General features: G+C 70.1%; 13 protein-coding genes. 4 read left to right on the forward strand and 9 right to left on the reverse strand.

The features are described 5' to 3' along the window. Nucleotides 1-135: 135 nt before the first annotated feature. Nucleotides 136-1,551, forward strand: coding sequence for a DEAD/DEAH box helicase (locus tag ACFC1J_RS14360; RefSeq protein ID WP_375907298.1), 1,416 nt, complete (start codon nucleotides 136-138; stop codon nucleotides 1,549-1,551). A 149-nt stretch (nucleotides 1,552-1,700) separates the two neighbouring features. On the opposite strand, the gene ACFC1J_RS14365 is transcribed toward ACFC1J_RS14360, so the two are convergent. The 7 genes from ACFC1J_RS14365 to ACFC1J_RS14395 all read right to left on the reverse strand — a co-directional run bounded on the left by ACFC1J_RS14365 (nucleotide 1,701) and on the right by ACFC1J_RS14395 (nucleotide 6,781). Beyond that, complete coding sequence (locus tag ACFC1J_RS14365) at nucleotides 1,701-2,054, reverse strand: cupin domain-containing protein (protein WP_375907301.1); 354 nt, start codon at nucleotides 2,052-2,054, stop codon at nucleotides 1,701-1,703. Nucleotides 2,055-2,385: 331 nt separating this feature from the next. Then, complete coding sequence (locus tag ACFC1J_RS14370; RefSeq protein WP_375907304.1) at nucleotides 2,386-3,681, reverse strand: citrate synthase; 1,296 nt, start codon at nucleotides 3,679-3,681, stop codon at nucleotides 2,386-2,388. A 144-nt stretch (nucleotides 3,682-3,825) separates the two neighbouring features. Next, a complete protein-coding gene (gene dapC, locus ACFC1J_RS14375; RefSeq protein WP_375907307.1) occupies nucleotides 3,826-4,938 on the reverse strand; it encodes a succinyldiaminopimelate transaminase in 1,113 nt (370 codons plus the stop codon). Nucleotides 4,939-4,946: 8 nt separating this feature from the next. Further along, nucleotides 4,947-5,267 carry a ferredoxin gene (fdxA, locus tag ACFC1J_RS14380; protein ID WP_045272231.1) on the reverse strand — a complete coding sequence of 107 codons (321 nt, stop codon included), beginning with the start codon at nucleotides 5,265-5,267 and terminating at the stop codon, nucleotides 4,947-4,949. 9 nt (nucleotides 5,268-5,276) lie between these two features. Further along, on the reverse strand, nucleotides 5,277-5,705 hold the full coding sequence (locus ACFC1J_RS14385; protein ID WP_375907310.1) for a histidinol dehydrogenase: 429 nt from the start codon (nucleotides 5,703-5,705) through the stop codon (nucleotides 5,277-5,279). A 9-nt stretch (nucleotides 5,706-5,714) separates the two neighbouring features. Continuing rightward, nucleotides 5,715-6,029: an AzlD domain-containing protein gene (locus ACFC1J_RS14390; protein WP_375907313.1), complete on the reverse strand. Its 315-nt coding sequence runs from the start codon at nucleotides 6,027-6,029 to the stop codon at nucleotides 5,715-5,717. Beyond that, entirely contained in the window at nucleotides 6,026-6,781 is a 756-nt protein-coding gene (locus ACFC1J_RS14395; RefSeq protein WP_375907316.1) for an AzlC family ABC transporter permease, read from the reverse strand. The genes ACFC1J_RS14390 and ACFC1J_RS14395 overlap by 4 nt, the downstream gene beginning before the upstream one ends. Before the next feature lie 65 nt (nucleotides 6,782-6,846). Between ACFC1J_RS14395 and ACFC1J_RS14400 the strand changes: the two genes are divergently transcribed. Further along, a complete protein-coding gene (locus tag ACFC1J_RS14400) occupies nucleotides 6,847-7,395 on the forward strand; it encodes a helix-turn-helix domain-containing protein (RefSeq protein WP_375907319.1) in 549 nt (182 codons plus the stop codon). 132 nt (nucleotides 7,396-7,527) lie between these two features. Here the strand turns inward: ACFC1J_RS14400 and typA are convergent, their stop codons facing one another. Continuing rightward, on the reverse strand, nucleotides 7,528-9,438 hold the full coding sequence (gene typA / locus ACFC1J_RS14405) for a translational GTPase TypA (protein WP_375907322.1): 1,911 nt from the start codon (nucleotides 9,436-9,438) through the stop codon (nucleotides 7,528-7,530). 116 nt (nucleotides 9,439-9,554) lie between these two features. Here typA and ACFC1J_RS14410 point away from each other — a divergent pair, with 116 nt between their 5' ends. After that, a complete protein-coding gene (locus ACFC1J_RS14410) occupies nucleotides 9,555-10,352 on the forward strand; it encodes a CPBP family intramembrane glutamic endopeptidase (protein ID WP_375907325.1) in 798 nt (265 codons plus the stop codon). Between the two features lie 211 nt (nucleotides 10,353-10,563). Further along, on the forward strand, nucleotides 10,564-11,526 hold the full coding sequence (locus ACFC1J_RS14415) for a hypothetical protein (RefSeq protein ID WP_375907328.1): 963 nt from the start codon (nucleotides 10,564-10,566) through the stop codon (nucleotides 11,524-11,526). Nucleotides 11,527-11,636: 110 nt separating this feature from the next. Here the strand turns inward: ACFC1J_RS14415 and ACFC1J_RS14420 are convergent, their stop codons facing one another. After that, nucleotides 11,637-12,212: a PH domain-containing protein gene (locus tag ACFC1J_RS14420; RefSeq protein WP_375907331.1), complete on the reverse strand. Its 576-nt coding sequence runs from the start codon at nucleotides 12,210-12,212 to the stop codon at nucleotides 11,637-11,639.

Raw genomic sequence — 12,212 nt, forward strand, 5'->3', positions numbered from 1 at the left:
CTTCTTTGAGACCAAAGGGATCGCATCCCTGGAAGCGGAGCCCAGCTCCCCCTCGCGATCCGGTTCTCGAGCGGCGACCTCTCGCGTCGAACAGACGCCCTTATGCGGCCGGACGATCCGGTCCAGGAGATATCCATGCCCACCTTCCTCGATCTCGGCGTGCCCGCCGAGCTCGCCGCCGTGCTCGAAGCCGACGGCAAGACCGAAGCGTTCCCGATCCAGCAGGGCACCCTGCCCGACTCCCTCGCCGGCCGCGACCTGCTCGGCCGCGGCCGCACCGGCAGCGGCAAGACCCTCGCCTTCGCGATCCCGCTCGTGGCGCGCCTGTCCGGCACCAAGGCCCGGCCGCAGCACCCGCGCGGCCTCGTGCTCGCACCGACCCGCGAGCTCGCCTCGCAGATCGCCGCGACCATCGCACCGCTCGCCAAGGCCGCGAACCTGCGCGTGACCACGGTCTTCGGCGGGGTCAGCCAGCGCCCCCAGGAGGAGGCGCTGCGCCGCGGCGTCGACATCGTGGTGGCCTGCCCCGGCCGCCTCGAAGACCTCATGAAGCAGGGCGTCGTGCGCCTCGACGAGGTGCGGATCACCGTGCTCGACGAGGCCGACCACATGGCGGACCTCGGCTTCCTGCCCGGTGTGACGCGCATCCTGAACGCGACGCCGAAGGACGGCCAGCGCCTGCTCTTCAGCGCCACCCTCGACAACGGCATCGACGTGCTCGCGCGCCGCTTCCTGCCCAACCCGGTCAGCCACGAGGTCGACGAGTCCAGCGTGCCGGTGGGCGAGATGACCCACCGCGTGCTCGAGGTCGCCGACGCCGACGTCAAGAAGGTGCTCGTGCAGACGCTCGCCTCGGGCGCCGGACGACGCATCCTGTTCACGCGCACCAAGCACCAGGCCAAGAAGCTCGCCAAGCTGCTCACCACGGCCGGGATCCCCTCCGTCGACCTGCACGGAAACCTCTCCCAGGGCGCGCGCGAGCGCAACCTCGCCTCGTTCGCCGGAGACCCGGCCGACGGCGGTGTGCGCGTGCTCGTGGCCACCGACGTGGCCGCCCGCGGCGTGCATGTCGACGACGTCGATCTCGTCGTGCACGTGGATCCGCCCGCCGAGCACAAGGCGTACCTGCACCGCTCGGGTCGCACCGCGCGCGCGGGCGCCGCGGGCACGGTCGTCACCGTGCTGCTCCCCGAGCAACGTCGCGATGTGAAGGACCTGCTGCGCAAGGCGAAGATCACGGCCGCGATCGAGCCGGTCTCCGCGTCCTCCCCGGCCGTGGCCGAACTCGTCGGCGAGACCGCCGCGTACGTGAAGCCCGAGCCGAAGCCGGTGCAGCAGCCGCAGCGTCAGGCGCCGAAGAAGAAGCCCGCATCGCAGGCTCAGAGCCGGCAGCCCCAGTCCCAGAACCGGCAGGCTCAGGCGCAGAACCGGCAGGCCCAGGGACAGCGCCGCACGGCCGGATCCGCAACCGGTGACGTCGCCCCCGCCGCTCCGGCCCGGCGCCGCCGCCGTCGCTCGTCGCGCCCCCAGGGCACCCCGACCGCCCGCTGACCCCGCGCCGCCCTTCCTGACCGCGAGACTCCAACTCCGCGACGAGACTGCAGTATCAAACCGCATTCTCGTCGCCCAGATGGAGTCTCGCGGTCAGAGGAGTCGGACGAGGACCGAGCCGGCGTGAGCCACGATCCGCGGGTCGCGGCTCACGCCGGTTTTGCGTATCCCTTCACTCCCGTGTCGACGAAGACGCAGGCGGTGTCGCCGACCGTCCAGGCGTCGTGCCCGGGGCTCAGATCGACCACATCGCCCGGACCCATGTCGAGCTCGGTGCCGTCATCGAACCGCACGGTCATCCGCCCCTCGAGGCAGATCCCGGTGTGGTGCGTCTGGCAGGACTCCGTGCCCGCGATCGGCTTGACGTCGTTCGACCACCGCCAGCCGGGCTCGAAGACCCCTCGTCCCATCGTGAAGTCGCCCAGGGTCACGACGTCCATGTGACCGTGGGCTTGGAAGGGGCGCCGCTCGTGCGGCGTCTCGATGTTGTGCTTGTCGGACATGAGAGCACCTTCCGCAGGGTGATCGGGTGAGCGGCATCGGCAGCGCTCACCCAGGACGCCCGTGACACCGCGACGGACGCGGCTGACGCCGTTCGTGCCGCCTGAACCTCATCGTCGTTGCGGCGATCGCGATCACGGGCCCGGCCCACGTCGTCGACCGTCTCGCGGCGTCATCAGGTCGACCTCGACCGTCCTCACCGCCCCCAGTCATGTGATTCATACACCCGCCGGAATCCGCCGTCAAGAGCCTGCGCCCGACGGGATCCCGGACGGGGAAGCAATGGGAGGAGGATCCGATCCGGATCCTCCTCCCAAACGCTCTTGCGCCTGCTCAGCCGCGGCGGAACTCGCGCTCGCGCGACCCCGTGTACAGCTGCTGCGGGCGGCCGATCTTGGTCTGCGGGTCGAGGTTCAGCTCGCGCCACTGCGCCAGCCAGCCCGGCAGGCGGCCGATCGCGAACAGCACCGTGAACATGCGGGTCGGGAAGCCCATCGCCTTGTAGATCACGCCGGTGTAGAAGTCGACGTTCGGGTACAGGCGGCGCTCCTGGAAGTAGTCGTCCGCGAGGGCGATCTCCTCGAGCTCCTTCGCGAGGTCGAGGAGCGGATCCGTGACGCCGAGCTCGGTGAGCACCTCGTCGGCAGCGGCCTTGACCAGCTTCGCGCGCGGGTCGTAGTTCTTGTAGACCCGGTGCCCGAAGCCCATGAGCTTCACGCCGTCTTCCTTGTTCTTCACCCGCTCGACGAAGCGCTGCACGCTCTGACCCGATTCCCGGATCTGGCCGAGCATCGTCAGCACGGCCTCGTTCGCGCCGCCGTGCAACGGTCCGGAGAGCGCCTGGATGCCGGCCGAGATCGAGGCGAACTGATTCGCACCGGTGGATCCCACCAGGCGCACCGTGGAGGTGGAGGCGTTCTGCTCGTGGTCCTCGTGCAGGATCAGCAGCAGCTCGAGCGCCCGCGACATCACGGGGTTGATCTCGTAGGGCTCGCTGTGCACGCCGAAGTTGAGCTTGAGGAAGTTGTCCACGAAGCTCAGCGAGTTATCCGGATAGAGGAACGCCTGGCCGACGCTCTTCTTATGCGCGTACGCCGCGATCACGGGGAGCTTGGCGAGCATGCGCACCATGTTCAGCTCGACGTGCTCCGGGTTGTTCACATCCGTCTCGCCCTCGTAGTAGGTCGAGAGGGCCGCGACCGCGCTGGACAGCACGGACATGGGGTGCGCCGTGTGCGGCAGTGCGGAGAAGAAGTGCTTGAGATCCTCGTGCAGCAGCGTGTGCCGGCGGATCTTCTCGTCGAACTCCGCGAGCTCGGCGGGGCTCGGCAGCTCGCCGTAAATGAGCAGCCAGGCGACCTCGAGATAGGAGCAGGAGTTGGCGATCTGCTCGATCGGGTAGCCGCGATAGCGCAGGATCCCCTTGTCGCCGTCGATGAACGTGATCTCCGACTTGGTGGAGGCCGTGTTCACGAAGCCGTAGTCGAGGCCGGTGTGACCGGTCTGCCTGGTCAGGGTGGAGAAGTCGATGCTGGCGTGCCCGTCGGTGCCGTGCAGGATCGGGAACTCCGCGGTCTTGTCGCCTACTGTCAGCGTTGCCTTCGTAGGCCGCTCGCCCGCTGCGCTCACGCAGACCTCCTCATGCGTCTGTCTCGTGTGGGGGATGCGCGATCCGTGCCGGTGGGCCCGCGATCGCGTCGCTCATACAGCCTAGTCCGCGCGCAGACCTACTGTGAAAACGACCAAGAGTGACACCTGGACCCCTGTGGAAAGCTACGAAGCCATTCCACGCAGGCGTACCGCGGCCGCCTCGATCCGCTCGAGCGGTGCGGTCAGCGAGAGCCGCACGTGCTGCGGAGAGTGGTCGCCGTAGAAGGGCCCTGGACCGGCCAGGATCCCGAGGTCCGCCAGCACACCCATGGAGTCCCAGGCGTCGCGGCCCTGGGTGGCCCACAGATAGAGGCCCGCCTCCGAGCCGTCGATCCGGAAGCCGGCGTCGAGGAGCGCAGGTCGCAGCACGTCGCGCCGCTGCCGGTAGCGCTCCTTCTGCGCGGCCACGTGCTCGTCATCGCGCAGGGCGACGGCCATGGCGTGCTGCACCGGCGCGGGCGGCATGAGACCGAGGTGCTTGCGGGCGGTCAGGACCTCCCCCACCACGCGGGCGCAGCCGGCGACGAATGCGGCGCGATAGCCGGCGAGGTTGGACTGCTTGCTGAGCGAATACACGCTGAGCAGGCCAGCCCTGGTTCCTCCCGTGACGCGCGGATCCAGCACCGAGGGCACGGGCTCGCTCGCCCACGGGCCGTCCCAGCCGAGTTCGGCGTAGCACTCGTCGCTCGCGAGGATCGCGCCCAGCTCGCGCGCCCGGCGCACCGCCGCGGCGAGTTCGTCGACGCTCCAGGTGCGTCCGTCGGGGTTGCCGGGGGTGTTGATCCAGATGAGCCTGGCGCCCTGGGGCCAGAGCGCGGGATCGTCCTCGCTCACGACCGTCGCACCGACGACCTGCGCGCCGACCGCGTAGGTCGGATAGGCGACGCGCGGCTGCACCACGACGTCCCCGGCGCCGAGGCCCAGCAGGGTCGGCAGCAGCGCCACGAGCTCCTTGGAGCCGATCGTGGGCATCACGTTGTCCACGCGCAGGTCCGGCACACCGCGGCGCCGCGCGTACCAGTCCACGATCGCCTCGCGCACCGCGGGGGTGCCGACCGTCTGCGGATACGAATGCGCGTCGGTCGCCTCGGCGAGCGCATGGCGGATGATCTCGGGCGTCGGATCCACCGGGGAGCCGATCGCGAGGTCGACGATGCCGTCGGGGTGCGCGGCCGCACGCTCACGGAACGGGGTGACCGCGTCCCAGGGGTAGTCGGCGAGATCGCGGACGGACATGGCGGGGGCTACTCGCCCTGCGGCGGGAGCACGGCGATGACCGGGTGGTCGTGATGGATCACGCCGACCTTGGCGGCCCCGCCCGGGGATCCGATCTCGTCGAAGAACTCGACGTTGGCCTTGTAGTAGTCCGCCCACTCCTCGGGGAGGTCGTCCTCGTAGTAGATCGCCTCCACCGGGCACACCGGCTCGCAGGCGCCGCAGTCGACGCACTCGTCGGGGTGGATGTACAAGGATCGCTCACCCTCGTAGATGCAGTCCACGGGGCACTCGTCGACGCAGGCACGATCTTTCACGTCGACGCAGGGAAGAGCGATCACATATGTCACGAACTCAGTCTACGACCCGTCGGCGGGCGCTTCTCCCGCCACCCGCGCCCGGGCCGCCTGCTCCTGCTGGAGACGGCGGATCCGCGAGAAGTCCGGCCAGGCCGCGACCAGGAGCACCATCACCGCGACGGTCCAGGTCCAGGTCACGCCCAGCAGATCGTTCGGAACGATCACCGAGCCGCCGGGTCCGCGACCCGAGATCACGACCATGCCCAGGAGCATTCCGAGACCCGTCGCGAGCGCACCCCAGCGGTCGTGCAGCAGCAGCCGCACGGCGAGGAGCATCCCGCCGCACGCGACCGCGCCGAGCACCAGGCCGGCCCAGGGCAGCCCCCAGACCGAGGTCGCGTGCGTGACCGTCGTCGCGAGGCCGAACACCGCCCCCACCACGAACAGGGCCACCCACGACAGCGCTCTGCCGAGCCACGAACCACGCACGGTCCGAGCTTACGCGGCCCACCCTAGGAGCCGCAGGAGAGCCGCGACGACCGCGGCGGCGATCACCACGACGAGGAACGACTGCCGCAGCAGCAGGAGGCCCGCCGCGACGAGCACCGCGGGCACCCTCGCGTCCACGACGATGTGCGGACCGGCGGCGAGCGTCTGCACCGCCACGAGGGCGGCCAGCAGCGCGACCGTCAGCAGGTCCGTGATCCGCGCGGGCCGTGGCGCCTCGAGCACCGATGCCGGCACGAGATAGCCCACCCCTTTGAGCGCCAGGCAGCCGATGGCCGCCAGCAGCACGGCGTTCCACAGGGTCATGCCGCCCCCTCCCCCGACGTCCGGACGGCACCCCTCGGTGCGAACCAGTTGAACCACCCGACGACGATCGCGACGAACGCCGCGACGAGCACCGGAAGACCGGGGATCAGCACGGGCGTGAGCACCGTGGCGACAGCGGCGGCCGCGATCCCGACGGCGATGGCCTGACGCTTGCGCAGGCGGGGCCACAGCAGCGCGAGGAATGCTGCGGCGGCGGCCGCATCCAGTCCGTAGGTCTTCGGATCCCCCAGCACGTCTCCCAGCAGCGCGCCGAGCAGGGTCGTCAGATTCCAGCCGAGGTAGATCCCGACGCCGGTGATCCAGAACCCGACGCGGCGCGCCCGCGGCGAGCGCTGCGCGAGCGACACCGCGGTGGACTCGTCGATCGTGAACGGCGCGGCGAGAGCGCGCCGGGCGGCCCCCCGGCCGATCACCGGCGACATCCGCATGCCGTAGGCGACGTTGCGCACACCGAGCAGCAGCGCGGAGGCGATCGCGGCCGGCGCAGCGGCGAGCCCGCCCGCCCCGATCACGCCCACGAACGCGAACTGCGATCCGCCGGTGAACATCAGCAGGCTCAGCACACAGGTCTGCCAGACGTCGAAGCCGCTGGCCACGGCGAGCGCACCGAACGAGATCCCGTACGCGCTCGTGGCGAGGGCGACGCCGAACGCCTCCCGGCGCGCGACGCGCACCTCGGTGGCGGCCTCGTCCTCGGGCCCGCTCTCGATCGTTCGTTCCTCTGAACGCATGACGATCATTGTGAACAAGGGGAATTCGTTTGTCAAGGCGAACGATCGTTTGGAATACTGGCCGCATGGATGATCTCCGCGCGCGCATCTCCCGGTCCCTGCGTCGAGAGCGCGAGGCCGCGGGGCTCTCCGTCTCCGAGCTGGCCCGCCGGGCCGGCGTCTCGAAGGCGACCGTGTCGCAGCTGGAGAGCGGATCCTCGGGCCCCAGCGTGGAGACGCTGTGGGCGATCGCCGACGCGCTGGGGGTTCCGTTCGCCGCATTCGTCGAGGAGCGCACCAACGCGCCGACCCTCATCCGTGCGGGCGAGCATGCCGGGGTGCCCTCGGCGGCGGCGCCGTATCTGGCGACCCTCATCGCGGCCTGTCCTCCCGGCGCCCGCCGCGACCTCTACATCATCCAGGCGGAGCCGGGCGAGCCGCGCCGCTCACAGCCCCACCACGTGGGCACCACCGAGCACGTGGTGCTGATCGGCGGGCGCGCCCTGGTCGGACCCGCCGAGTCCGCCGAGGAGCTCCATCCCGGCGACTACCTCTCCTACCCGGGCGACGCATCGCACGTGTTCGAGGCTCTCGAGTCCGGAACCTCCGCGGTGCTCATCTCCGAGCTGCGCTGAGCCGCCGCACGCTGCCCACGATGCGTGCACCGCGTGCGAACGCCTCGCACGCGAAACGGCCCGCCTGCCGGGGCAGACGGGCCGTTTCGTGCGGACGCTCATCGGCGGTCACCGCCGATGAGCGTCGACGACTTACGCGTTGGCGTCCTGGCGTTTCTGGCGCGACGCCTCGCGACCACGGACGGTCGCATCCAGGATCACCTTGCGGATGCGCACCTTCTCGGGCGTGACCTCGACGCATTCGTCGTCACGCGCGAACTCGAGGCTCTCCTCGAGGGTGAGCAGGCGCGGCGGCGTCATGGACTCGAAGTTGTCGGCGGTGGAGGAGCGCATGTTGGTGAGCTTCTTCTCCTTGGTGATGTTCACGTCCATGTCGTCGGCGCGCGAGTTCTCGCCGATGACCATGCCCTCGTAGACCTCTTCGGTGGGCTGCACGAAGAACGACATGCGCTCCTGCAGGGCGATCATCGCGAACGGGGTGACCACACCGGAGCGGTCGGCGACGATCGAGCCGTTCTGACGGGTCGTGATCTGGCCGGCCCAGGGCTCGTAGCCGTGCGAGATCGCGTTGGCGATGCCGGTGCCGCGGGTCGTGGTGAGGAACTCGCTGCGGAAGCCGATGAGGCCGCGGGACGGGACGATGAACTCCATGCGCACCCAGCCGGTGCCGTGGTTGGTCATGTTGTCCATGCGGCCCTTGCGGTTCGCGAGGAGCTGGGTGATCGCGCCGAGGTGCTCCTCCGGCGTGTCGATCGTGAGGTGCTCGAACGGCTCGTAGGTCTTGCCGTCGATCTTCTTGGTGACCACCTGCGGCTTGCCGACGGTGAGCTCGAAGCCCTCGCGGCGCATGTTCTCGACGAGGATCGCGAGCGCGAGCTCGCCGCGGCCCTGGACCTCCCAGGCGTCAGGGCGGCCGATGTCGACGACCTTGAGCGAGACGTTTCCGATCAGCTCGCGATCCAGGCGGTCCTTCACCATGCGCGCGGTGAGCTTGTGGCCCTTGACCTTGCCCATGAGCGGCGAGGTGTTGGTGCCGATGGTCATCGAGATCGCGGGGTCGTCGACCGTGATGGCCGGAAGCGGACGCACATCCTCGGGGTCGGCGATCGTCTCGCCGATGGTGATGTTGTCGAAGCCGGCGATCGCAACGATGTCGCCGGGGCCCGCCTCCTCCGCGGGGTAGCGCTCGAGCGCGCGGGTCTTCAGCAGCTCCGTGACGCGCGCGTTGCTGGTGGATCCGTCCGCACGCACCCAGGCGACGGTCTGGCCCTTCTTGAGGGTGCCGTTGAAGACGCGCAGCAGCGCGAGGCGACCGAGGAACGGCGAGGAGTCGAGGTTCGTGACCCAGGCCTGCAGCGGCGCCTCGTCGTCGTAGGCCGGGGCCGGGACGTGCTCGAGGATCGCCTCGAACAGCGGCTCGAGATCGGTGTTGTCGGGCAGCGAGCCGTTGTCCGGACGGGTGCGGGACGCGGCGCCGGCACGGCCGGACGCGTACACGACCGGCACGTCGAGCAGCGCGTCGACGTCGAGGTCGGGCACGTCGTCGACGAGGTCGGACGCGAGGCCCAGCAGCAGGTCGTGCGCCTCCTCCTCGACCTCCGCGATGCGCGCATCCGGACGGTCGGTCTTGTTCACCAGCAGGATCACCGGGAGCTTGGCCTCGAGGGCCTTGCGCAGCACGAAACGGGTCTGCGGAAGCGGGCCCTCGCTCGCGTCCACGAGCAGCACGACGCCGTCGACCATGGACAGGCCGCGCTCGACCTCGCCGCCGAAGTCGGCGTGGCCGGGGGTGTCGATCACGTTGATCGTGATCGGGGTCTCGGTGTGGATGCCGTTGTAGGTGATCGCCGTGTTCTTGGCGAGGATCGTGATGCCCTTCTCACGCTCCAGGTCGTTCGAGTCCATCGCGCGCTCTTCGACGTGCGCGTGCTCGCCGAAGGAACCGGTCTGGCGGAGCATGGCGTCCACGAGCGTGGTCTTGCCGTGGTCGACGTGCGCGACGATGGCGACGTTGCGGAGATCGGAACGGAGGGCGTGCGCCATGAAGGAATCCAATGCAGCTGGGGTTTCGCCCGGGATTCCGGACTCTTCAGGATACATCACCGCTCCTGGACGTCCTCTGCGGGCGGATCCATACCCCCTCGCCGTACGCTCGACGCATGAGGATCGCCCTGCCCCCTCCCCCGTCGGACGCACTGTCGCGGGCACGGATCGGCGGGGAGATCGCGATCGTGCTCGGGCTCGGGCTCGGGCAGTCCGCCGTGTACGCGATCGTGCAGCTGCTGGACCGGTTGTCCCGGTCGACGCCCCTGGCGGATCAGACGGCGACGCTGAACCCTTCGCAGTCCAGCCGTGAGCTGTTCGACTTCCTCTATCAGGTGCTCGGGATCGGGTTCTCGGTGGTCCCGGTCCTTCTGGTGTGCTTCCTGCTCTGGCGCCCGACACGCCCGCACCTCGGCGCGCTGGGTCTGGACGGCGCCCGCGTCGGCCGCGACGCGGGCGGGGGCCTCCTGCTCGTGCTCGCGATCGGGATCCCCGGGCTCGCCCTCTATCTGGCGGGGCGCGCCACGGGCCTGTTCGTCGCGGTGGATCCGGGTGCGCAGAGCGCGTACTGGTGGACGATCCCCGTGCTGCTGCTGTCGGCCGCCCGTGCCGCCGTGCAGGAGGAGTTCGTCGTGCTCGGCTACCTCTTCGCCCGGCTGCGCCAGCTCGGCTGGGCTCCGTGGACGATCGTCCTCGCCACGTCGGTGCTGCGCGCGAGCTATCACCTGTATCAGGGACCTGGCGCGTTCATCGGCAACCTCGGCATGGGCCTGCTGTTCGGCTTCCTGTTCCTGCGCACGGGCCGGCTGCTGCCCTTCCTCGTCGCACACTTCCTCATCGACGCGGCCGTGTTCGTCGGCTACCCCTGGGCCGCCGCGACCTGGCCCGCCCTGTTCGGCCTCCCCGCCCACTGACCCCGCCCCCGCCTCCCTCTCTCTGACCGCGAGACTCCAACTGGGCGACGAGACTGCGGCTCAGCCGCGCAGTCTCGTCGCCCAGTTGGAGTCTCGCGGTCAGGTAGGGGGCGCGGCTCGCTCGGTCCGCACAGGTGGGCGGGGCGGGGAGTTCTGCGCGAGTCTCGTGAGGCGAGAACCATAGGGGGAGCCGTTCGTGGAGGATCGGCGCATGCCGAACTCGACTCTCCTGCCCGGGCTTGCACCATCGCCGATCGAGCTGATGCGTTCGCACGGTGCGGCGAACACGACCGTCCTCGACCGGGCCTGGCGGCAGGGCGATCTCGTCCGGGTCGCCCCCGGCGTCTACGCACCGGTCGGGCAGTGGGATGCCTCGGCGCCCTGGGACCGCTATCTGGCGCGCGTGCATGCCGTGAACCTCGCCCACCCCGGGTTCGTCTTCTGCGGCGCGACGGCTGCCGCCCTCCGCGGCGTGTTCCTCGGGCGGCAGGGCGATCCCGTCCTCATCCTGGATCCCGGGCGGACCAGCCGCGTCTCGGGTGTCGTCCGCGTTCTCACCTCCGCCGACCAGCGCATGATCGACGAGATCGACGGGATCCGGCTGACATCGGGGGCCGACACCGCCGTCGATGTCGCCCGCGCCTCGTCTCCCGGCACTGGTCTCGCCTACGCCGACGCGCTGATCCGCCGCACGCCCGGCCTCGCCGCCGCTCAGCTTCGCGCGATCAACGAGTCGCGTCTCTCTTCACGCAACCGGCGCAGGGCCCGTTGGGCTCTCGACCGGGCGAGCGGCGTACCCGAGAGTGTGCTCGAATCGCTCAGCCTCGCCGCGATGGAGTTCGCCGGCTTCGAACTGCCGGAGCTCCAGGTGACCTTCCTCACGGACGGCGCCGAGGACCGGGTCGACTTCTTCTGGCGCTCACGGGATCTCATCGGCGAGGCAGACGGCGTCGTCAAGTACGCCGGCGAGTTGAGCGACCCGACGGAGGCGATCCTCAAGGAGAAGCGTCGCGAAGCCAGGCTTCTGCGCCGCGCGTCGCGTCGGATCCGATGGGGTTGGCCCGAGTTGCGGGAAGTGGATCCGCTGATCGATATCCTCCGCACCGCGCGCGTGCCGCGGCCGCTCCCGGCCGACCCGTTCCTGCTCGCGTCCCTCCGAGACGCCCTGCACTGACCGCGAGACTCCAACTGGGCGACGAAACTGCGCACAAACCCCGCAGTCTCGTCGCCCAGTTGGAGTCTCGCGGTCAGAAGGGGCGCGCCCGTGCGGGGGCGCGGTCAGAATCAGCGGGTGACGGCCACGGCGATCGCGGCCCAGGCGAGGATCGCGACGAGGGCGCCGACCGCGGGCCAATCCCAGCTGCGGCGGATCGGAGCGTCGACGCCCTTCCCCGCAGTGCCGGCCGGCCGCTCGACCGCGTTCTCCCACCGGGTGCGCACCTCGGTGAGAGTCTGCAGGCTCTGCGGAACCTTGAGCTCGCCCGAGCGCCTGCCAAGCCGCGGCGACTGGATCCGGCCGGGACCACCCCAGCACGCGAGCTTCCTGCCGTCGTCGAGGGCGAAGTCCAGCTGCCAGCGCAGGTCGAGCTCGGTCACGCGGTGCCAGCCGAACGCGGTGCGGCGCAGGAAGTTCTGCACGGTCGCCCCGTCCTCGTCGACATGCACCATCGAGACCACGCTGACAACGTAGATCAACCACAGGACGAGCAGCACCCACGGCGCGTACAGCAGCATCTGCGCCCAGCTGCCGCGCACGACCGCATCGCCGAGCAGGAAGACGGCCACGACCGTGCACACCACCAGAACGGCGATGCCCGTGGACGCGCGGTACGTCCGCGCGCCCACGGGCATCTGATCCAT

This window comes from Microbacterium sp. NPDC056052, from assembly GCF_042266785.1.
Lineage (GTDB): Bacteria > Actinomycetota > Actinomycetes > Actinomycetales > Microbacteriaceae > Microbacterium.